We start from the raw sequence: 21,872 nt of genomic DNA, 5'->3' as shown, positions 1-21,872 counted from the left end.
GGAGAATAACATGACAAAAATTGTTGCTCGAAAATGGCTGGTTGCTGTGGGAGTGGTCTCTGCACTGGCCGCATCGCCTGGCTGGGCCGCCAAAGATGTGGTGGTAGCCGTGGGGTCCAATTTCACGACGCTCGACCCCTATGACGCGAATGACACGTTGTCACAGGCGGTAGCGAAGTCGTTTTATCAGGGGTTGTTTGGCCTTGATAAAGAGATGAAACTGAAAAATGTGCTCGCGGAGAGTTATACGGTTTCTGATGATGGGCTGACCTATACCCTTAAGCTGCGCCAGGGGGTGAAGTTTCAGGATGGAACCGACTTCAATGCCGATGCGGTAAAAGCTAACCTCGATCGGGCCAGTAACCCGGAAAACCATCTGAAACGTTACAACCTGTATAAGAATATCGATAAAACCGAAGTCGTCGATCCGTCGACGGTGAAGATTACGCTGAAACAGCCGTTCTCTGCCTTTATCAATATTCTGGCGCACCCGGCAACGGCGATGATTTCTCCCGCTGCGCTGGAGAAATACGGTAAGGAGATCGGTTTCCATCCTGTGGGGACCGGGCCGTACCAGCTTGATACCTGGAATCAGACGGATTTTGTGAAGGTTAAGAAGTTCGCGGGCTACTGGCAGCAAGGGCTGCCAAAGCTGGATACGATTACCTGGCGTCCGGTGACCGACAACAACACGCGTGCGGCCATGCTGCAAACTGGGGAAGCGCAGTTTGCCTTCCCGATCCCATACGAGCAGGCGTCGCTGTTGGCGAAGAACAAAAACCTGGAACTGGTGGCCAGTCCGTCTATTATGCAGCGTTACATCAGCATGAACGTCACGCAAAAACCGTTCGACAACCCAAAAGTGCGTGAGGCGCTGAATTATGCCATCAACCGCCAGGCGCTGGTGAAAGTGGCTTTTGCTGGTTACGCAACGCCGGCAACCGGCGTTCTCCCCCCGTCGATAGCCTATGCGCAAAGCTATACGCCGTGGCCCTACGACCCGGCGAAAGCGCGCGAACTGCTGAAAGAAGCAGGTTATTCGAACGGTTTTACCACTACGCTATGGTCTTCGCATAACCACAGTACCGCGCAGAAAGTGCTGCAATTTACCCAGCAGCAGCTGGCGCAGGTGGGCATTAAGGCTCAGGTTACAGCGATGGATGCCGGTCAGCGCGCCGCGGAAGTTGAAGGGAAAGCGCAGAAAGAGAGCGGGGTACGGATGTTCTACACCGGCTGGTCTGCTTCTACGGGTGAAGCTGACTGGGCGCTGTCACCGCTGTTTGCATCACAAAACTGGCCGCCGACACTGTTTAATACGGCGTTCTACAGCAATAAGCAGGTGGACAGTGATTTAGCGGCAGCGTTGCAAACTAACGATCCGGCGCAGAAAGCGAAGCTGTACAAAGACGCGCAGGATATTATCTGGAAAGAATCGCCGTGGATCCCGCTGGTGGTGGAAAAACTGATTTCGGCGCACAGTACCCGGTTGACCGGGTTCTGGATTATGCCGGATACCGGATTTAGTTTTGATGATGCGGATTTAAAATAAGCTATGCATTCGGCCCCGCAGCCCAGGGGCCGACGAAGGGAGCCTGATGCTTAACTATGTTTTCAAGCGCCTGCTGGGGTTGATTCCAACTCTGTTGATTGTTGCGGTGCTGGTATTTTTATTTGTTCACCTGCTACCCGGCGATCCGGCCCGGCTGATTGCCGGACCGGAAGCTGACGCCGAGGTTATTGAACTGGTGCGCAAGCAGCTGGGTCTGGACCAGCCGCTGCATGTTCAGTTCTGGCATTACATGACTAACGTGTTGCAAGGCGATTTTGGCACCTCGATGGTTTCTCGTCGCCCGGTATCTGAAGAGATAGCCAGTCGTTTTATGCCATCACTATGGCTGACTATTGCCAGTATGGCGTGGGCGGTATTGTTTGGTATGACGGCGGGGATCATTGCTGCCGTATGGCGAAATCGCTGGCCGGATAGATTAAGCATGACGCTGGCGGTCACCGGGATCTCGTTCCCGGCGTTTGCGCTTGGCATGCTGCTGATGCAGATATTCTCCGTTGAACTCGGTTGGTTGCCTACCGTGGGCGCAGACACCTGGCTTCACTACATCCTCCCGTCTATTACGCTGGGCGCGGCGGTGGCTGCGGTGTTAGCCCGATTTACTCGCGCCTCGTTTGTTGATGTGCTTAGCGAAGATTATATGCGCACCGCGCGGGCTAAAGGGGTGAGTGAAACCTGGGTGGTGTTAAAACATGGTCTGCGTAATGCGATGATCCCGGTGGTCACCATGATGGGACTACAGTTTGGCTTTTTGCTTGGTGGATCAATCGTGGTTGAGAAGGTGTTCAACTGGCCCGGGCTTGGGCGACTGTTGGTGGACTCCGTCGAAATGCGCGACTACCCGGTGATTCAGGCCGAGGTGCTGTTGTTTTCTCTGGAATTTATTCTTATTAACTTAGTGGTGGATGTGCTCTACGCTGCCATTAATCCGGCTATCAGGTACAAGTAAGGATGCGATTTTTTAACTGGCGCCGACAGGCGATTTTAAATGCGATGCCCCTTGTTAAGCCAGAGCAGATACGCACACCGTGGCATGAGTTCTGGCGTCGGTTCCGTCGACAGCACATGGCGATGGTCGCTGGGCTGTTTGTATTGCTCCTGATCATGGTAGCGATTTTTGCCCGCTGGCTGACGCCATTTGATGCCGAGAATTACTTCGATTATGACCGTTTGAATGATGGGCCGTCGATGCTGCACTGGTTTGGCGTTGACTCACTGGGACGGGATATCTTTAGCCGCGTGCTGGTTGGTGCGCAAATCTCGCTGGCGGCAGGAGTCTTTGCCGTATTTATTGGCGCGGCGATTGGTACGGTACTGGGTCTGCTGGCGGGATACTACGAAGGCTGGTGGGATCGACTGATCATGCGAATCTGCGATGTGCTGTTCGCCTTTCCGGGGATATTGCTGGCGATAGCCGTGGTCGCTGTGCTGGGCAGCGGTATTGCTAACGTGATCATTGCCGTGGCCATTTTCTCCATTCCAGCCTTCGCGCGCCTGGTGCGTGGGAATACGCTGGTGCTGAAGCAACAGACGTTTATTGAGTCTGCGCGCAGTATTGGTGCCAGCGATGCGACCATCATCTTCAACCATATTCTGCCTGGAACGGTCTCATCGATCGTAGTCTTTTTTACCATGCGAATTGGCACGTCGATCATCTCTGCCGCAAGCCTGTCATTTCTGGGATTAGGCGCACAGCCGCCGACGCCGGAGTGGGGGGCAATGCTTAATGAAGCGCGCGCTGATATGGTGATCGCGCCGCACGTGGCGATTTTCCCGGCGGTAGCGATATTCCTGACGGTGCTGGCGTTTAACTTACTGGGAGATGGTCTGCGCGACGCGCTGGACCCGAAGATAAAAGGATAAACCGTAGGCCTGATAAGACGCTTCAGCGTCGCCATCAGGCATTGCCGGATGCGGCATAAATGCCTTATCCGGCCTACGTTGGGTTACGCTAATTAAACGCGGGTGCCCCACAGATCGTATTCATCTGCGTTTTCGACCTTCACGCGGATGATATCGCCAGGTTTCACCTTGGTTTCACCATTCAGGTATACCGCGCCGTCGATTTCTGGAGCATCAGCCATGCTACGACCAATTGCGCCTTCTTCGTCAACTTCATCAACGATAACCAGAATCTCGCGGCCCACTTTCTCTTGCAAACGTTCAGCAGAGATCTGCTGCTGCAATTGCATAAAGCGGTTCCAGCGTTCTTCTTTCACCTCTTCCGGGATTTGATCCGGCAGGTCATTAGCGCCAGCGCCTTCTACCGGGCTGTATTTAAAGCAGCCCACGCGATCCAGACGCGCTTCCTTCAGGAAGTCGAGCAACATCTGGAAGTCTTCTTCCGTTTCACCCGGGAAACCAACAATGAAAGTGGATCGCAACGTCAGTTCAGGGCAGATTTCACGCCACTGCTTGATGCGCGCCAGCTGTCTGTCCACGGAGCCCGGGCGTTTCATCAGTTTAAGAATACGCGGGCTGGCATGCTGTAACGGAATGTCCAGATACGGCAGGATTTTCCCTTCCGCCATCAGCGGGATCACATCATCAACGTGCGGGTAAGGGTAGACGTAATGCAGGCGCGTCCAGATCCCCAGTTTTGATAACTGTTCGCACAGATCAACCATGCTGGTTTTGACCGGCTCGCCGTTATGGAAACCGGTACGATGCTTCACATCTACACCGTACGCTGAGGTATCCTGAGAGATTACCAGAATCTCTTTCACGCCCGCATCGACCAGACGCTTGGCTTCGCTAAGGACGTCGCCAATCGGACGGCTCACCAGATCGCCACGCATGGAGGGAATAATGCAGAACGTGCAGCGGTGGTTACAGCCCTCGGAAATCTTCAGATAGGCGTAATGGCGAGGAGTCAGCTTAACGCCCTGCTCAGGAACCAGACTCTGGAACGGGTTGTGTTTTGGTTTTGGCACATAGTGGTGAACGTGCTCCAGAACCTGTTCATAGCTATGCGGCCCGGTGATTTCCAGTACCTTCGGGTGGACTTCACGGATCTGATCGACTTTCGCGCCCAGACAGCCGGTGACGATCACCTTACCGTTCTCGTTCAGCGCTTCGCCAATTGCTTCCAGGGACTCCTGAACCGCACTGTCGATAAAGCCGCAGGTATTAACGATAACCATATCCGCGTCGTCGTAGCTTGGCACAACATCATAGCCTTCGGTACGAAGTTCGGTCAGGATGCGCTCAGAATCGACGAGGTTTTTCGGACAACCTAGTGATATAAAACCAATTTTTGCCATTTTCTTATACTGTACATTGCTCGTAATCGGGGGATTATACAGATGCCTTCACGGTACATCTATATCTGATCAGCATAAGACGGAGAGAATAAAGAGCGATACCTATAAAGAGTAGATCGGTTAGTGAAAGGTGTTTAGTGAGTCTAATTCCGGCTTTAAGTGCCGCTTCTTGGCTATAGACACTCATTATCGTAAATTTTATCTCGTCGAGCGTTACTAATGAGGTTAAATTTGAAAGATATTGTTTTGAAGTCGAAACTTGAAATGGCTAAAACTCTTTATGCTAATGGTGTGAGTTTATATTATATCTCACTTGCCACAGGCTTAAGTTGGCGTGTATTAATGACAGAATTAACGTTCATCGCCAGTCATGAAAATATTCGACAAAAAGCTAACGCTCACGTACCCAAACTTTAAATAATTCACCTGTCTATTACCATCCTACAAAATTTGAAAGGTAACGTTAATATGTATATTTCGCCACTTCCGGTCGCCACGGACTCTGATGTTGATAAACTTAGAGATGATATTGCTAATAAACTTTTATTCACTATTGGCAAAGATCCCGCAATCGCCACGAAACGGGAGTGGCTTAATGCGACGTTATATGCGGTACGCGATCGGATGGTCGAGCGCTGGCACCGTTCTAATCGGGCGCAATTCTCTCAGGATGCGCGCCAGGTATATTATCTGTCGATGGAATTTTTAATTGGTCGTACGCTATCCAATGCGTTGCTCTCTTTAGGTATTTATGACGAAGTCAGAAGCGCGCTGGAGGCAATGGGGCTTGAACTGGAAGAACTGATTGACGAAGAAAACGATCCCGGGTTAGGTAATGGTGGTCTCGGTCGTCTGGCGGCCTGCTTCCTTGATTCACTGGCGACGCTTGGGTTGCCGGGATGTGGATACGGTATTCGTTATAACTACGGTATGTTCAAACAAAATATCGTTAACGGTGTACAAAAAGAGTCGCTTGATTATTGGCTGGAATACGGTAATCCGTGGGAGTTCAAACGTCATAATACGCATTATAAAGTACGTTTTGGCGGGCGTGTTCAACAGGAAGGGAATAAAACCCGCTGGCTTGAAACCGAGGATATTCTGGCCGTGGCACATGATCAAATTATTCCAGGTTATGCGACGGACACGACTAATACGTTACGCTTGTGGAACGTGCAGGTGAATAGCGAAGTTAATGCGGGCAAACTGAATCAGCAGGCCGACTTTGCTACTGAAGTGGAAAACAAATACCACTTCGATCGTATCTCGCGGGTTTTGTACCCTGATGATTCCACCGATGCGGGGCGTGAATTGCGTTTACGCCAGGCCTATTTCCTGGCCTCGGCGACGATCCAGGATATTCTGAGTCGTCATTATCAGTTGCACAAAACATACGACAATCTGGCCGATAAAATTGCGATTCACCTTAATGATACGCATCCGGTACTGGCGATCCCTGAGTTGATGCGTTTATTGGTTGATCATCATCAGTTTAGCTGGGATAACGCGTTTGACGTGACCTGTCAGATTTTTTCTTATACCAACCATACGTTGATGAGTGAGGCGCTGGAGACCTGGCCAGTAGAAATGCTAAGTCGAATTTTGCCGCGCCATTTGCAGATTATTTTTGAGATTAACGATCGTTTTCTGAAGACCTTACAGGAACGTTATCGTAATGACAGCGATCTACTGAAACGTGTGTCGTTAATTGATGAGTCCAATGGTCGTGTGGTGCGTATGGCCTGGCTGGCGGTAGTTGTCAGTCATAAGGTAAACGGCGTGTCGGCATTGCATTCAAAACTGATGACCGAATCACTGTTTGCAGACTTCGCGCGTATATTTCCCTTGCGTTTCACCAACGTAACCAATGGTGTGACTGCACGTCGTTGGCTGGCGCTGGCGAATCCACCGCTTGCCAAAGTGCTGGACGAAAATATCGGTGACAGCTGGCGGACTAAATTAATGCAGTTGGGCGAGCTGAAGCAGTTTATAGATTATCCGTCGGTGAATGAGGCTGTGCATCGTGCGAAACGTGAAAATAAGCAGCGGCTGGCGCACCATATTGCCACCCACTATGGCGTGGTGGTGAATCCTGATGCGCTGTTTGATGTGCAGGTGAAACGCATCCACGAGTACAAGCGGCAACTCATGAATGTGCTCCACGTTATTACACGCTATAACCGGATTAAAGCCGCGCCGGATGCCAACTGGGTACCGCGAGTGAATATCTTTGCCGGAAAAGCGGCCTCCTCTTATCACATGGCAAAACAAATTATTCGCTTGATTAACGATGTGGCGCAGTTAGTCAATAACGATCCGCTGATTGGCGGCAAACTGAAAGTAGTATTTATTCCGGATTACAGCGTCAGTCTCGCTCAGCTAATTATTCCGGCAGCCGATCTGTCAGAGCAAATTTCCCTGGCCGGGACGGAAGCCTCCGGGACCAGCAATATGAAATTCGGTATGAATGGTGCGCTCACTATCGGTACGCTCGACGGTGCGAATATCGAAATGCGCGAATACGTTGGGGAAGATAACATCTTTATCTTTGGCAATACGGCTAATCAGGTTGAAACTCTGCGACGTGATGGCTATGACCCGAGGCACATCTTTGAAAAGGATGAGGAACTTCATCAGGTGCTGACGCAAATCGGTACAGGGGTGTTCAGTCCGCAGGAGCCAGGGCGTTATAGAGACGTGTTGGATTCATTGATTAACTTCGGCGACTACTATCAGGTATTGGCAGATTATCGCAGCTATGTAGATTGTCAGGATGCGGTGGATGAGTTGTATCGTACTCCCCGGGAGTGGACGACAAAAACCATGCATAATATTGCTAACATGGGGTATTTCTCGTCGGACAGAACGGTTCAGGAATATGCCGACCATATCTGGCGCATAGCAAAAATACGCGTGTAGCCAGTATTTCTAACGCTCAGCCTCTCTGGTTTTCATAACAGGGAGGCTGTTTGCAAATCAGCCAGAATAGGTGAGAGGATTTTGTGGGTATTGCTTTCTTTGCGCGATGAGGCAAACACGCTAAATTGTGGCAAGGGAAACGGAGTGTTTATTTTTTTTAGTCCATACAGCTGAGCGTGTGTTTCAAATACCTTTTCCGGGATCACCCCTAAACAATGGGTATTGGACACAATCGTCAGAATCGCCGTAAACGATGAGGTAAGCAGGCAGCGTTCTCCGGTTCTGAATTTTTTATCCACAATACTGCGATGATAAATGATTTTCTCATTCTTAGTATTGTAACCGACCAGGTTAGCGTTTCTGAATTGCGCTTCACTGATGGTGTTACCATATAAAGAATTATTCTGCGAGGCCGCCAGTACCAGGCGCATATCGCATATTTTCTGGCATGAAAGACTTGCTGACTCTACGGCAAAGGTAGAAAAAACGGCATCTGCCTGACGCATATTCAGCAGTTCAATAATACTCTGTTCATTCAGGTCGGCGGTAAGGTGCAGGAGGCTGATATCGGCGTCAGTCTCGATTATTCTGGCGGTGACATCTGGAATAACGATAGAGGAAATAAAAGATTCCGTATAAAGCGTTAACCTTTTTTTGGCGGCAGGCGTGGAAAGCGGCATCAGCGTTGATAGCTTATCGATAATTGGGATTGTATTATCATACAGTTCATCAGAATAGACTGTCGGTAACAGTGCATTCCCGCTACGGACAAAAAGATTATCACCCATCATTTCGCGCAGTTTTCTTAATGACTGGCTGACGGCGGAAGGTGAGATGTTCAGCATGTCAGCGACTCTGGAAATGCTACCCACGCTATAGATCAAACAGAAAATGGTCAGCAGATTGAGATCTATTTTTGATAGTGTGCGTATTTTTTCTGCATCATTTGCTTTCGACATAGACCCCTCATCATCAACACCATGGCAGTAACCACATCAGGTATAGCAAAAAAAGTCAGGCGAGTCAGACACAGAGCGCCTTCGATAAGCGTACAGAATGAAGTTGTAACATTGTAAATTATGTTAATCAATTGGGCTTTATTGATGTAGGACATCTATTTGTTCAAAAAACAACCATACTATTAAGTTGCACCATAGTTGGAAAGAGGAGGAACAAAGTATGGTTGTTGACAGACTGAGAACCGATCTTCTCAACAAATTGATAAACGCCCGTATCGAACTTGCCGCTTATCTGCAGTTGAGAAAAGCGAAAGGCTACATGTCAGTTAGCGAGAGCGATCGCCTGCGTGATGTTTTTTTTGCACTGAATCGCGAATTGCACGAGCAATCACAGCTTCACGGTATGCATCTTGATCAGGAAGAGTGGAATGCCCTTCATCGTGCTGAAGGGGCGTTAGCCGCCGCCGCTGTTTGTCTTATGAGTGGACATCACGATTGTCCAACGTTTATCGCCGTTAACGCAGAGAAACTGGAAAACTGCCTGACAACGCTGACGCTAAGTATCCAGAGTTTGCAATCTTACCCAACGCTGGAACACGTCTGAATCAGGGGGAGGGCGCTCCCCCTTTTCGTCAAGGTTATGTAAATGTAGCGGGATAATTCCCCTTGCTGGCTACGCTTTATGCAGAGCCATTAAGGAGGTGTTATGCGTCGACTCTTTCTCTGTGCTATTCCACTTGCGCTATTTTCCACTTATGCCGCCGCGGTAAAAGTGGAAGTGCTGCAAACTAAACTCGATCACCCATGGTCACTGGCTTTTTTACCCGATAACCGCGGTATGCTCATTACGCTCAAAGGTGGACAGCTTCGACTCTGGCAGCCTGAGAAAGGGCTTTCCGACCCGCTGACCGGCGTACCCAAAGTTTGGGCAAATGGTCAGGGAGGACTGCTTGATGTGGCGTTAGCACCGGATTTTGCACAATCTCGCCGGGTATGGCTAAGCTTCGCTGAAGCCGACCGCGAAGGCAAAGCGGGCACCGCGGTAGGCTACGGGCGATTGAGTGACGATCTCAAACAACTGCAAGGATTTCAGACCGTTTTTCGCCAACAGCCTAAGCTTTCCACCGGGAACCATTTTGGTGGACGTCTGGTTTTTGATGGTAACGGTTATCTGTTTATTGGCCTGGGGGAGAATAATCAACGCGCTACCGCCCAGGACCTGGATAAATTGCAGGGTAAATTAGTCCGACTGACCGACGAGGGAAAAATTCCGCCGGATAATCCGTTTGTGAACATGGCGGGAGCGCGGGCAGAGATTTGGTCGTATGGCATCCGCAACCCGCAGGGGATGGCGATGAATCCGTGGAGTGATGTGCTGTGGCTCAATGAGCATGGTCCACGCGGAGGCGATGAAATCAATATCCCCGAGAAAGGGAAAAACTACGGCTGGCCTATCGCGACCTGGGGTGTTAACTACAGTGGTTTGAAAATTCCCGAAGCAAAAGGTCAAATTGTTGCAGGCACGGAACAACCCATCTTTTACTGGGAAAAGTCGCCGGCGGTTAGTGGAATGGCTTTTTACAATAGCGATACCTTCCCGCAGTGGCGGCAGAAGTTGTTCATCGGCGCGTTGAAAGATAAAGAAGTGATCGTGCTGAGCGTTAAGGGGAATACGGTCACTGAGGATGGTCGTCTGTTGCAGGAAAGGGGGCAGCGGATCCGTGATGTGCGCGTCGGACCAGACGGTTATTTGTACGTGCTAACCGACGAGTCCGACGGGGAATTACTGAAAGTGAGTCCCTGATTTGGTTAGCTGACCGGGATCATCACGATTTTTTGAAACGCCGGTCGCTCGGTCAGTTGTTGATACCAGCGTTCCAGATGCGGGCGCGGGGTCCAGCTCAGACCAACGTTGAACAGGTTATAGATGAACGGTGCAACAGCGATATCCGCTGTGCCAAATTCAGCCCCGGAGAACCATGGCTGGTCTGCCAGCGCGTTATCCAGAATGGCAAACAGGTTATCGCAAACTTGCTTACTTGCCTCAATGGCCGCCATATCGCGCTGATCGGCAGGTGTTCTGACCAGACCAAATAAGATAACCCGATGCGCAGGGCTTAGCGTCTGATTTGCCCAGTCCATCCATTTTTCACCGACGGCGCGCGCGGCCGGGGCGTCAATCCACAAACGTTTTTGTCCGTACTGAGCGGCCAGATAGCGGACAATGGTATTGGATTCCCACAGGACAACGTCTGTTTCATCATCGCGTAGCAGCGGGACCAGTCCGTTCGGGTTCAGTGCCAGATAGTCGGCATCGCGGTTACCGCCATGCTGCCCGCCCGCCAGAATTTGGTTATACGGCAGTTCCAGTTCCTCGAGCGTCCACAATACTTTTTTTACGTTGGTCGAGTTATTGCGACCCCACAGTGTAATCATAGTAACCCCGCAAATTAATTGAGCAGCTTTATGGCTGCAGATGCCATCTGACTAGCTCACATGGTGGGGTAAACCTAATATTTACGCAACAAAGTCTAAAAAAATCGTGCCAGGAGCAGCGCAGCGCGGCGTTATTGCATAAACTTTAAAAACTTTACCAACTTACGGTTTCTTTAAGCTCGTTAGTGCGTTATTACTCACCGCACTTATTTTACACGTCATCCATCAGACTTTTTCTGCATGGGTTGGTCGAGGTCGCTTGGCCGGTTTTGTGTAAACACGGTGTGGTATGACGTGGTTTTTTGGAATGGATACTCGGGTGGCATTTATGACGCAATACTTCTCTTCACTTCGCAGCTTTGCTGCAGGTTCTGCACTCTTAATCCTTTTGGCGCCGACCGTACAGGCGGCGGAGCAACCGACGGCCCCGCCGAGCGTGGACGCGCGTGCGTGGATTCTGATGGATTACGCCAGTGGTAAGGTGCTGGCGGAAGGTAATGCTGATGAGAAACTGGATCCTGCCAGTCTGACCAAAATCATGACCAGCTATGTGGTTGGGCAGGCGCTGAAGGCCGGAAAAATTAACCTCAACGACATGGTCACCGTGGGCAAAGACGCCTGGGCGACCGGTAATCCAGCCCTGCGCGGTTCGTCGGTCATGTTCCTCAAGCCCGGGGATCAGGTCGCGGTGTCCGATCTGAATAAAGGCGTTATCATTCAGTCAGGTAACGATGCCTGTATTGCACTCGCTGATTACGTTGCCGGTAGCCAGGAATCCTTTATTGGTCTGATGAACGGCTATGCGAAAAAACTGGGGCTGACAAACACGACTTTCCAGACGGTACACGGCCTGGATGCGGCAGGACAGTTCAGTACCGCGCGTGATATGGCGTTGCTCGGGAAGGCGTTAATCCACGATGTGCCGGAAGAGTACGCTATTCACAAAGAGAAAGAATTTACCTTCAATAAAATCCGCCAGCCAAACCGCAACCGTCTGTTGTGGAGCACCAACCTGAACGTGGACGGTATGAAAACCGGGACCACTGCCGGGGCGGGATACAACCTGGTGGCCTCCGCGACCCAGGGCGATATGCGCCTGATCTCCGTGGTGCTGGGAGCAAAAACCGACCGCATTCGTTTCAATGAGTCAGAAAAGCTGCTGACCTGGGGCTTCCGTTTCTTTGAAACCGTTACGCCGATCAAGCCAGATGCGACTTTCGTCACCCAGCGCGTCTGGTTTGGCGATAAGAGTGAAGTGAATTTGGGCGCTGGAGAAGCGGGTTCGGTGACTATCCCGCGTGGTCAGCTCAAAAATCTGAAGGCCAGCTTTACCCTGACTGAACCACAGCTAACCGCGCCGTTGAAGAAAGGTCAGGTTGTGGGCACTATCGACTTCCAGTTGAACGGAAAATCCATTGAGCAGCGTCCGTTGATGGTGATGGAAGATGTGGAAGAGGGTGGTTTCTTTAGCCGCATGTGGGACTTTGTGATGATGAAATTCCACCAGTGGTTTGGTGGTTGGTTCTCTTAATCTTATCTATTGCCGGATGGCGCAATCGCCGTCCGGCAGTATCTGTTAGTACTTCAGCGTGATACGTTGTGCTTTAGCGTACTCAACAAATGCCTCGTCAGGACGGCTGTCGCTGATGATGGTATCAAAGCGTTTCAATTCCCCCATCCTCGCAGGGCGCACCTTGCCAAACTTGCTGTGATCGACCACCAAAACGTGATGCTGCGCCATCGACATAGCCCAGTGCTTCACCGGCAGTTCTTCCAGATTAAAACAGGTCGCGCCTTTTTCGATGTGAACACCTGCTGCGGAATAAAAGGCGATATCCGGACAGAGGTTGTTCAGCGTTTCCTGAAAATCGAGCGGTTTAAAAATCGCGTTACTGGCATGGAATTCACCACCACACAGAATGACGCGGCACTGCGGTTTTTCCTGCAGCACCAGAAACGTATTCAACGAGTAGCAGATTGCGGTGAAGGGCAGTTCATTGTCGATCGCTTCAATGATCCACGGCGTGGTCGTACCGCAATCGAAAAAGATGGTCTGATGCGCCTGCACGAGACTCGCCGCCTGCTGGGCAGCGCGACGCTTTTCATCAACCAGACGGGATTTTTGATCGCTGATTAAATAGTGGTTAGCGCTGCGGGGTTCCAGAACAATATAGCCCCCGAGCAGCACGACGGGAGCATCATGATTATTCAGGTCGCGACGAATGGTCATCTCAGATACGCCCAGCAACGTCGCGGCTTCTTTGAGGTGTAATTTATCGCTGCGTTTCAGCGCCTGCAGTAATTGACCAATACGCTCGTCGCGTCGAGTTTCCATAGTTCCCCTGGAGAATAGAATAAGTGCTTAGTTTCGCGCTTAATACTACTCTTTTTACCGCGGGTTAGTCACGTACCCAACCTTTACGGATGGGGAGAGCGAAGCAGGTGCGATAGCACGTCTGCAGGCCGAGGTACAAGGTTGTGCCGAACCGTTGCCAGATCATCTGGGCGCTCAGACAGCCGATCAACCCGGCCAGTAATCCGCCCAGCATATCCAGCGGCCAGTGAACGCCAAGGTAAACTCGTGACCAGGCAATCGCCACGGCGACAACCATCAGCAGAGCACCCGTCCACAAGCGATGCCAGAACAGGAAGGCCAGAGCAAAGGTAAAGATAACCGTACCGTGGTCGCTCGGGAAAGAGTCATCTGCCGCATGGTGCAGGAAGTTATAGCCGATGTGGTTAACGAACGGACGATCGTGGGGGAAAAGATGCCCCATCAGCCAGGAAATCGTCAGACCGACTACCAACGCAATGGCCATTTTGATGACCAACTGGCGCTGGAGCGTAACCTGACCACGAGGTCCCCAAAGCCAGAGCACAACGGCTAACAGCGGCACAATGCTGATCAGATCTTTGGCAATGAAAATGGCGAGCGAAATTGCCCATTGCGCAGAGTCGGGTGTTGCATTGATCAAGTAAAAAAGCGAATTGTTCAGATTTTCCAGCATAACGTCCAGACTCAGTGTAATCGTTAAATAGACCCATTTGGGGAGAGCATAAAATTGCTTTCACGGGATAAAAAGCGGTCTTGTCTTATTTGCCTGTTAAATGACGATTTTTAAGACAATTAATGAGACTTATTGAGCATGATAGCGGTCTCAACTTAAATTAACCTTAAAGCAAAATGTTCTTGAGCAAATGAGTGTAAAAATGTGCGCATTTTGCTTTCAAATCACATAATTCACTATCACCAGTACGGCGCATTTATTACACTTTGCGCGATTTTTCTATAGTTAAGAGATTGCATGCAGAACCGTTTATCTTCAGGCGTCCGTTTGGGGCGTCAGGCATTACTTTTCCCGCTCTGTCTGGTGCTTTACGAATTCTCCACTTATATCGGCAACGATATGATCCAGCCCGGAATGTTGGCGGTGGTGGCGCAATATAACGCCGGATTAGATTGGGTACCTACGTCCATGACCGCCTATCTGGCAGGCGGCATGTTTTTGCAGTGGTTGTTAGGACCGCTGTCGGACCGTATTGGTCGTCGTCCGGTAATGTTAACCGGTGTGATCTGGTTCATCGTTACCTGCCTTGCAACCCTGCTTACACAGAATATTGAGCAATTTACCTTCCTGCGTTTTTTACAGGGGATAAGCCTGTGCTTTATTGGTGCAGTGGGTTACGCCGCCATTCAGGAATCCTTTGAAGAAGCGGTCTGCATAAAAATTACCGCGCTGATGGCAAACGTGGCGCTGATTGCGCCACTGCTGGGTCCGTTGGTAGGCGCAGCCTGGGTACATGTTCTGCCGTGGGAAGGGATGTTTATCCTGTTTGCTGCTCTGGCGGCCATCTCCTTTTTTGGTCTGCAACGCGCGATGCCGGAAACGGCAACCCGGCTTGGTGAAAAGCTGTCCATTAAAGAGCTGGGCAAGGATTATAAGCTGGTGCTGAGGAACGTACGTTTCGTTGCAGGCGCACTGGCGTTGGGTTTTGTCAGCCTGCCGTTACTGGCGTGGATTGCGCAGTCCCCGATTATTATCATCAGTGGTGAACATCTCAGCAGCTACGAATATGGTCTGTTGCAGGTGCCGATTTTTGGCGCGTTGATTGCCGGTAACCTGGTGCTGGCGCGTCTGACTTCGCGAAAAACCGTGCGTTCGCTAATTATCATGGGCGGCTGGCCAATCGCCGTTGGCCTGATTATTGCCGCTGCGGCCACGGTGGTGTCATCCCATGCATATCTATGGATGACGGCGGGTTTGAGTATCTATGCGTTTGGCATTGGCGTGGCGAATGCGGGGCTGGTGCGCCTGACGCTGTTTGCCAGCGAAATGAGTAAGGGTACTGTTTCTGCCGCAATGGGTATGTTGCAGATGCTGATTTTTACCGTCGGTATTGAGCTGAGTAAACACGCGTATCTGCTGGGAGGGAACGGCTTGTTCAGCCTGTTCAATCTGGCAAGCGGCGTACTGTGGCTGATTTTGATGGTTATCTTCCTGAAAGATAAACGGGTAGGGAATTCCCGGGAAGGTTAAGGTCCGGATTTCCGCAATCCAGCGCAGATAAGCATAATGACGCCGATAAATTCATCATTATGTTGATAATAGAATCACGCTGTAGGCCGGATAAGCGAAGCGCCATCCGGCCTACAGCAAATTGCCGGATGGTGGCGTAAACGCCTTATCCGGCCTACCGCTCACCAAAGATCTTAACTGACCAGTATTACGGTTGTCTGGGCCTGGCGACAACTTAGTGGTGGTCGTCAATCTGATGTTCGATAACCATCCCTTCACCGACGCTTGCCACATGTCGCGCATAAGGATGTGCGCGATAGACAGGGGCCGGAGCAGGCGCTGGAGCAACATATACCGTTTGTGGTGCGGTCGTTACGCTGACCGCCTGCGGGACGCTGACGGAAGAGGGCACTACCACCACTTTATAACCGCTGGGGACATCAACGGTAACGCTCTGTGCAAATGTGGTCCCCGCAAAGCCCAGCAACAATGTCGCCATTAGTACACTTTTCTTCATGATCCGCTCGCCTGAAATATTCACTGGAAGTAATAATCCAGCGGGTTAATTTGAGGCGGATTATGAATAGATCATGCCATCATTTTGTTGCCGTCTGTGCTGAGCCGTTAATGCGTAAACGGTGCTTCATTCCTTAACACGCGGTCAATAATATCCAGAACGCCCTCTTCGTTGTTCGAGCCTGCGCGATATTTTGCCGCCTCGATCACCGGCTCATGGGCGTTGGCCATTGCAAAACTAAATCCTGCCTGGCGCAGCATCTCAATATCATTTCCGCCATCGCCAAATACAACAACTTCATTGTCGTTAATATTCCAGCGTTGTTGCAGCAGGCGCAGACCGTTAGCTTTATGCACGCCGGGAATTATTAAGTCGATGCTGCCGTAGCCGGTATGCACTGGTACCATAATATCGCCAATCGCCTCGTGGAGATCGGCCTGTACCTTTGGAATTCGGTCGTCGGAAATATTCAGCCCGAACTTGAAGAAAACGTCGTTGAGGTTGTCAAAATCATCTACAAATTCAAGACGATGATAATACATGGCGGAAACGTTCTTATGCTCATCGCTGTACTGTTTCAACGTATAGGCGCTGTTTTTACCACAGGCAATAATGTCGATATCGGCGCGGGTCAGCAGATGCTCTACGATGGCATGGAAATCGTCTTTAGCCAGTTCGCCGTTAAAGACATCTTCTCCTTCACTGACCACCCAACCACCGTTTTCGGCGACAAATGAGATTTCATTGGCCAGTTCGGGGAAAAAGGAAATCAACTGATAATATTGGTTGCCGCTGGCGACTACAAAGCGGATCCCTTGTTCTTTCATCTGGCGATATTGCGCCATAAAGCGCTCACGGTTATAGGTTTTTTGGTCGCTTAAAAATGTGCCGTCCATGTCGACCGCAATTAGTTTGATACTCATTAGCTGTTCTCCATCACCGTGGTATTTTTGAGATCCGGTTTCGCTACCGCTTTCGCGACGACGGCGGCGACAAGCACCAGCGCCAGCACCACTAACATAGCGCTGCGCAGGCCATAGTGTTCACCCAGATAGCCCAGAAGCGGCGGTCCAACAAGGAACGCCAGGTAACCGGTGGTCGCCACGACGCTGACGCGGGTTGGGGCATCGGGGCCGGTGTCGCTGGCGGCTGAAATGGTCAGCGGGAAGCCGAGCGATGCGCCGAGTCCCCACAGAATAACGGACACACCCGCCACCCAGGAGCTGTCGACAAAAATAATCAGGCTAATCCCGAGAGCGCCCATCAGCGCACTGGCGCGCACCACCGCAACGCGGCTGTAACGGTCGATGAACCAGCCGCCGGTAAATCGCCCAACGGTCATACCCAGCGTAAAACCGGCATAAATCAGCGAGCCTGATGTCGGGCTAAATCCATGTCCGTCCACCATTAACAGTGGAAGCCAGTCGTTGGCGGAACCTTCAGCAAATGCCATCGCCAGCACAACAACACCGATCAGCAATAGCTGGATATCACGATAAAAAGGCAGTCCTTTTTCACCGGAGTGAGAACCATCAGCAGCATTTTTGCCCGTGCCGTCAGGAATAGCTTTGATGGCGATGAAAATTGGTGTGATAGCAACCATCGCTGCCAGCAGAATATGCGCGGTAGCCGGGACGCTGAAGGCGGTAAGCATCATTCCAACTCCAGCCCCTGCCAACGTTCCCAGGCTGTAAAAACCGTGCATCATCGGCAGCACGGTTTTGTTCATTTCGCGCTCAACTGCCGCACCTTCGACGTTGATGGCAACTTCTGCCGCACCAAAGCTGGCGCCAAATACGCCCAGGCCAAACGCGAAAAGCCATGCGGAATGCAGCCAGAGCGCTACGCTGAGGATCGCCATTCCGAGGACTGCACAAGACATGGTGGTGCGAATCACCTTACGCGTGCCAAATCGTTTCACCAGCCAGGCCGAACAAAGTATGCCACTCATCGAACCAATAGAGAGCCCAAACAACACCGCACCCATTTCGGCAGTGGAGATGGAGAGGATATCTCTGATGGCAGGGGTACGCGTTGCCCAGGAGGCCATTAATAATCCTGGTAAAAAGAAGAACGTGAACAGCGCCCAGGTGCGACGTCTTAAGGCTTTGCGTGATGAGATGCCAGTCATGAATTCGAGCCAAAGAAAAGAGGGAAGGAGACAACATTAGCAAGACTGTGTACATTTGTACACAAATGCAAGAAGAGGAAATGTAGTGCGACGTGCAAACGATCCGCAGCGGCGGGAAAAAATAGTTCAGGCGACTCTGGATGCAGTAATAGCCCATGGTATTCATGGGGTTACACACCGTAAAATCGCTATGATTGCCGAGGTACCACTGGGTTCTATGACCTATTACTTTTCGGGAATCGATGAGCTTTTGATGGAGGCATTTGGCCGTTTTACTGACAGGATGATGCTGCAGTATCAGGACTTTTTTGCCGATGTTAAGGATGCGTCGCAGGCTTGCCATGCCATTACCGATATGATTTACGGCTCTCAGGTCACAACGCCTGATAATATGGAGCTCATGTATCAGCTGTATGCTTTTGCCAGCCGTAAACCAGCGTTGAAAACGGTGATGCAGAACTGGATGCTACGCAGCCAACAAACGCTGGAGCAGTGGTTTGACCCGGTTACGGCGCGGGCGCTGGATGCGTTTATTGAAGGAATGACGCTGCATTTTGTCACGGACAAAAAACCGCTGCAGCGAGAAGATATCTTGCTGATGGTGGAGCGTATTGCAGGGATACCCGCGACAGTCAGCTGTGCGTAGCGCCTCCGGTAATATTCACCACCGTCGCGGTCATGGCGCTGGCATGGTCTGAAGCAAGAAAGGTCATGACCTCAGCGATTTGTGCAAGCGTAGGCAGGCGCGCGAGCATGGTACTTTGCGCCGCCCCCCCTAACCATTGATCGACGGTTAAACCCATTGACTGTGCTTTGGCGGAGAAAATTTCTCCGGTATAGGAGCCAGCTGCAACAGCATCCACAATCGCATGCGAGCGCACGCCGACGACCCGGATATTTGCCGGTCCTACCTCGCTGGCGAGCGCTTTAATAAAAGCCTCTGTTCCTGCACAACCAACAATATGACCCAGATGACCAGGCATCGCCATCGGGGCCGCGGGGGCAACAACGCTGAGAATGACGCCCGCACGATTGCCGCCCATGTGCGGCGTTACGGCTTTAGCGATATTGAACTGCGCCGAGAGGAAAGGGGTGATGCCGCTCATAAACTCAGAGAGGGATAATGCGTTAATGCGTTTGCCCTGTTCGTGCATAAATCCCGTTGCGTTAACCACCACATCTATTCCACCGGTTTGCTCTACAAGGCGGGTAACTTCCTTCGATGCGTTGTGCTCGTCGAGTACATCGGTGATAAAGGTTTCGACTGTACCTCCTGCCATTCGGATAATACTGGCCGTCCGATCAAGCTTTTCCTGGCTGCGAGCACCCAAACACACATGGGCTCCTTCGCGCGCCATGGCCTGCGCAACCGTACTACCAATAGCCCCGCTGCCACCAAAAATTACTGCGACTTTGCCAGTAAGCAACATGACTAACCCCCATCCCCGATAAAGCACCGTTTTAAAGTATGTGCCATAACCGGCATGCTGCAAATTAGAGGGGCGTTTCAGAGGTGGCAGGCGATGAACGCGAATTTCAGGCAACAAAAAACCCATCAACCTTGAACCAAAACGGCGGGGTTGATGGGCTCCACAAATTGGGGACATCAAAGAAAAGCAGTGGCAATAGTTATGACTGACGCCTTGAAGAAAAGTTCTGCTTACCTGCAAAAAATTTTTCAATTAAAGGAAAATTTCAGCGCTAACCAAGGCCAGGCCAGACAATGACGATGAGTGTCCCCGCTAATGTCAGCAGAACGTTGGCAATCGCGTAGGTCCCGGCATAACCTAACGCAGGGATGTTGCTGCGTGCGGTGTCGCTGATGATTTCCATTGCCGGAGCACAGGTACGTGCGCCCATCATGGCACCAAACAGCAGGGCACGGTTCATGCGCAATACGTAAGCACCAAACAAGAAACAGATGACAACCGGAACCAGGCTGACTACCAGACCGGCAATCAACATTTGACCACCGACCGCGCCCAGGCCATTGCCAATGCCGCTGCCCGCGCTTAAACCGACGCCTGCCATGAATACCATCAGGCCAAACTCTTTCACCATATTCAGCGCACCCTGTGGGATATAGCCAAATGTGGGGTGGTTGGCTCGCAGGAAGCCCAGCATGATCCCGGCGAACAGCAGTCCAGCCGCATTCCCAATGCCGAAGCTGAAATTACTGAACTGGAAGGTGATCATCCCGATCATCAGACCGATGATAAAGAAGGCGCAGAAGGCCAGCAGATCGGTCACCTGACTGTGAATGGAAATGAAGCCGATACGATCGGCAATGGTTTTCACGCGACGAGCATCACCGCTGACCTGCAACACGTCGCCTTTATTGAGTACGACGTTGTCATCAATAGGCATTTCAATCTGGCTACGGATCACGCGGTTCAGGAAACAACCATGGTCGGTTAGTTTCAACTGGGCCAGGCGACGACCAACGGCATTGTGGTTTTTCACCACAATTTCTTCAGTGACGATGCGCATATCGAGCAGATCGCGATCGAACACCTCTTTACCGTTACGGAAGCTGGGATCGAGGCGAGCATGGGCGTCCGGATAACCCACCAGGGCTATCTCATCGCCCATTTGCAACACCGCATCACCATCCGGGTTGGCCAGAATGCCGTTGCGACGGATGCGTTCAATGTAACAACCGGTCTGGCGATAAATACCCAGTTCGCGCAGATTTTTACCATCGGCCCATGCCACCAACTCAGGGCCAACGCGATAGGCGCGGATCACCGGGAGGTACACTTTACGGTTGGCGTCGGTGTCCAGACCTCGTTCACGCGCGATTTGTTGGGCGCTGGTTTGCAGGTCCTGATGCTGGAGTTTCGGCAAATAGCGCGCACCAACAATCAGACTGACCAGACCAATCAAATAGGTGAGGGCGTAACCCAGGCTCAGGTTATCGAGAGCGCTTGAAAGTTGTGTCCCTGTCATTCCTGAATGGCGCAAGGTATCACCCGCGCCGACCAGCACCGGCGTTGAGGTCATCGAGCCAGCCAGCATACCCGCCGTCAGGCCGATATCCCAGCCAAATAGCTTACCCAGCCCCAGCGCGATCAGCATTGCGCTACCGACCATCACCAGGGCAAGCATTAGATAATTTTTCCCATCGCGAAAAAAAATCGAAAAAAAGTTGGGACCGGCTTCGACGCCGACGCAAAAAATAAACAGCATAAAGCCGAGATTTAATGCATCGGTGTTAATACTAAAGTGCTGCTGACCTAATAATAGGGAGACCACTAAAACGCCAATGGAATTACCGAGTTGGACTGAACCCAGACGTAATTTGCCCAGACACAGGCCCAGAGCCAGGACCACAAATAATAACAGGATGTAATTCCCATTTAACAAATCTGCGACGTTTATATTCACGGAGACTAACTTCTTGTTTACTAGTAAGCTATTGAAAGAAATGGCAATTTACGCTAATGTTTTTGCCAGAAATTAAGGGGCGATAGCATCGTACACAGCCCCGAATAATGCAGCATAACAATATATGCGGTTAGTTTAATCTCATTACGTATCAACGGCTATAAGAATCGTGTGGG

General features: G+C 51.1%; 20 protein-coding genes. 10 read left to right on the top strand and 10 right to left on the bottom strand.

Annotation, left to right across the window (positions count from 1 at the left end):
• The first annotated feature begins 10 nt into the window (after nt 1-10).
• From gsiB to gsiD, 3 genes are read left to right on the top strand one after another with little or no spacing between them, the layout of a single operon-like run.
• Nucleotides 11-1,549 (top strand): glutathione ABC transporter substrate-binding protein GsiB, encoded by a 1,539-nt coding sequence (gsiB, locus tag GHC22_RS15665; protein WP_153753446.1) that lies wholly within the window; start codon nt 11-13, stop codon nt 1,547-1,549.
• A 46-nt stretch (nt 1,550-1,595) separates the two neighbouring features.
• On the top strand, nt 1,596-2,516 hold the full coding sequence (gene gsiC, locus GHC22_RS15660; RefSeq protein ID WP_032942797.1) for a glutathione ABC transporter permease GsiC: 921 nt from the start codon (nt 1,596-1,598) through the stop codon (nt 2,514-2,516).
• 2 nt (nt 2,517-2,518) lie between these two features.
• Entirely contained in the window at nt 2,519-3,430 is a 912-nt protein-coding gene (gsiD, locus tag GHC22_RS15655) for a glutathione ABC transporter permease GsiD (RefSeq protein ID WP_003831612.1), read from the top strand.
• Nucleotides 3,431-3,522: 92 nt separating this feature from the next.
• Here gsiD and rimO read toward each other — a convergent pair whose 3' ends face one another.
• Nucleotides 3,523-4,830 (bottom strand): 30S ribosomal protein S12 methylthiotransferase RimO, encoded by a 1,308-nt coding sequence (gene rimO / locus GHC22_RS15650; RefSeq protein WP_003831616.1) that lies wholly within the window; start codon nt 4,828-4,830, stop codon nt 3,523-3,525.
• Between the two features lie 231 nt (nt 4,831-5,061).
• Here rimO and GHC22_RS15645 point away from each other — a divergent pair, with 231 nt between their 5' ends.
• Together GHC22_RS15645 and glgP are read left to right on the top strand one after the other, a co-directional pair.
• Nucleotides 5,062-5,247, top strand: coding sequence for a glycine cleavage system protein T (locus GHC22_RS15645; protein WP_223240755.1), 186 nt, complete (start codon nt 5,062-5,064; stop codon nt 5,245-5,247).
• A 51-nt stretch (nt 5,248-5,298) separates the two neighbouring features.
• Nucleotides 5,299-7,749 carry a glycogen phosphorylase gene (gene glgP, locus GHC22_RS15640; RefSeq protein WP_057067352.1) on the top strand — a complete coding sequence of 817 codons (2,451 nt, stop codon included), beginning with the start codon at nt 5,299-5,301 and terminating at the stop codon, nt 7,747-7,749.
• 32 nt (nt 7,750-7,781) lie between these two features.
• Here the strand turns inward: glgP and GHC22_RS15635 are convergent, their stop codons facing one another.
• Nucleotides 7,782-8,708 (bottom strand): LysR family transcriptional regulator, encoded by a 927-nt coding sequence (locus GHC22_RS15635; protein WP_153753445.1) that lies wholly within the window; start codon nt 8,706-8,708, stop codon nt 7,782-7,784.
• Nucleotides 8,709-8,928: 220 nt separating this feature from the next.
• Here GHC22_RS15635 and bssR point away from each other — a divergent pair, with 220 nt between their 5' ends.
• Both bssR and GHC22_RS15625 read left to right on the top strand, forming a co-directional pair.
• Complete coding sequence (gene bssR / locus GHC22_RS15630) at nt 8,929-9,312, top strand: biofilm formation regulator BssR (protein WP_008784229.1); 384 nt, start codon at nt 8,929-8,931, stop codon at nt 9,310-9,312.
• Between the two features lie 102 nt (nt 9,313-9,414).
• Nucleotides 9,415-10,512 (top strand): PQQ-dependent sugar dehydrogenase, encoded by a 1,098-nt coding sequence (locus GHC22_RS15625; RefSeq protein WP_153753443.1) that lies wholly within the window; start codon nt 9,415-9,417, stop codon nt 10,510-10,512.
• A 5-nt stretch (nt 10,513-10,517) separates the two neighbouring features.
• Here the strand turns inward: GHC22_RS15625 and GHC22_RS15620 are convergent, their stop codons facing one another.
• A complete protein-coding gene (locus tag GHC22_RS15620; protein ID WP_003831628.1) occupies nt 10,518-11,144 on the bottom strand; it encodes a glutathione S-transferase family protein in 627 nt (208 codons plus the stop codon).
• A 328-nt stretch (nt 11,145-11,472) separates the two neighbouring features.
• Between GHC22_RS15620 and dacC the strand changes: the two genes are divergently transcribed.
• Nucleotides 11,473-12,675 carry a serine-type D-Ala-D-Ala carboxypeptidase gene (gene dacC / locus GHC22_RS15615; protein ID WP_032944358.1) on the top strand — a complete coding sequence of 401 codons (1,203 nt, stop codon included), beginning with the start codon at nt 11,473-11,475 and terminating at the stop codon, nt 12,673-12,675.
• A 45-nt stretch (nt 12,676-12,720) separates the two neighbouring features.
• Here dacC and deoR read toward each other — a convergent pair whose 3' ends face one another.
• Nucleotides 12,721-13,479: a DNA-binding transcriptional repressor DeoR gene (gene deoR, locus GHC22_RS15610; protein ID WP_032942805.1), complete on the bottom strand. Its 759-nt coding sequence runs from the start codon at nt 13,477-13,479 to the stop codon at nt 12,721-12,723.
• 64 nt (nt 13,480-13,543) lie between these two features.
• The gene (gene ybjG, locus GHC22_RS15605; RefSeq protein WP_003831635.1) at nt 13,544-14,152 is read right to left on the bottom strand and encodes an undecaprenyl-diphosphate phosphatase; all 609 of its coding nucleotides are present in this window, start codon (nt 14,150-14,152) and stop codon (nt 13,544-13,546) included.
• Nucleotides 14,153-14,449: 297 nt separating this feature from the next.
• On the opposite strand from ybjG, the gene GHC22_RS15600 reads away from it, so the two are divergent.
• Nucleotides 14,450-15,682, top strand: coding sequence for an MFS transporter (locus GHC22_RS15600; protein ID WP_153753441.1), 1,233 nt, complete (start codon nt 14,450-14,452; stop codon nt 15,680-15,682).
• 214 nt (nt 15,683-15,896) lie between these two features.
• On the opposite strand, the gene GHC22_RS15595 is transcribed toward GHC22_RS15600, so the two are convergent.
• From GHC22_RS15595 to GHC22_RS15585, 3 genes are all read right to left on the bottom strand, one after another.
• The gene (locus tag GHC22_RS15595; RefSeq protein ID WP_003831642.1) at nt 15,897-16,178 is read right to left on the bottom strand and encodes a hypothetical protein; all 282 of its coding nucleotides are present in this window, start codon (nt 16,176-16,178) and stop codon (nt 15,897-15,899) included.
• A gap of 107 nt (nt 16,179-16,285) precedes the next feature.
• Nucleotides 16,286-17,101 (bottom strand): Cof-type HAD-IIB family hydrolase, encoded by an 816-nt coding sequence (locus GHC22_RS15590; RefSeq protein ID WP_153753439.1) that lies wholly within the window; start codon nt 17,099-17,101, stop codon nt 16,286-16,288.
• Complete coding sequence (locus tag GHC22_RS15585; RefSeq protein ID WP_032934393.1) at nt 17,101-18,309, bottom strand: MFS transporter; 1,209 nt, start codon at nt 18,307-18,309, stop codon at nt 17,101-17,103. The genes GHC22_RS15590 and GHC22_RS15585 overlap by 1 nt, the downstream gene beginning before the upstream one ends.
• A gap of 85 nt (nt 18,310-18,394) precedes the next feature.
• Between GHC22_RS15585 and GHC22_RS15580 the strand changes: the two genes are divergently transcribed.
• Nucleotides 18,395-18,955, top strand: a complete 561-nt coding sequence (locus GHC22_RS15580; protein WP_003831648.1) for a TetR/AcrR family transcriptional regulator — start codon at nt 18,395-18,397, stop codon at nt 18,953-18,955.
• On the opposite strand, the gene GHC22_RS15575 is transcribed toward GHC22_RS15580, so the two are convergent.
• Both GHC22_RS15575 and GHC22_RS15570 read right to left on the bottom strand, forming a co-directional pair.
• Nucleotides 18,942-19,739: an SDR family NAD(P)-dependent oxidoreductase gene (locus tag GHC22_RS15575; protein ID WP_153753438.1), complete on the bottom strand. Its 798-nt coding sequence runs from the start codon at nt 19,737-19,739 to the stop codon at nt 18,942-18,944. The genes GHC22_RS15580 and GHC22_RS15575 overlap by 14 nt on opposite strands.
• A 271-nt stretch (nt 19,740-20,010) precedes the next feature.
• Nucleotides 20,011-21,696, bottom strand: a complete 1,686-nt coding sequence (locus tag GHC22_RS15570) for an aspartate:alanine antiporter (RefSeq protein ID WP_003831652.1) — start codon at nt 21,694-21,696, stop codon at nt 20,011-20,013.
• Nucleotides 21,697-21,872 lie beyond the last annotated feature (176 nt).

The organism is Citrobacter sp. H12-3-2, from assembly GCF_009649895.1.
Classification (GTDB): Bacteria; Pseudomonadota; Gammaproteobacteria; order Enterobacterales; family Enterobacteriaceae; genus Citrobacter; species Citrobacter portucalensis.
This window is presented reverse-complemented; position numbering and strand designations above follow the sequence as displayed.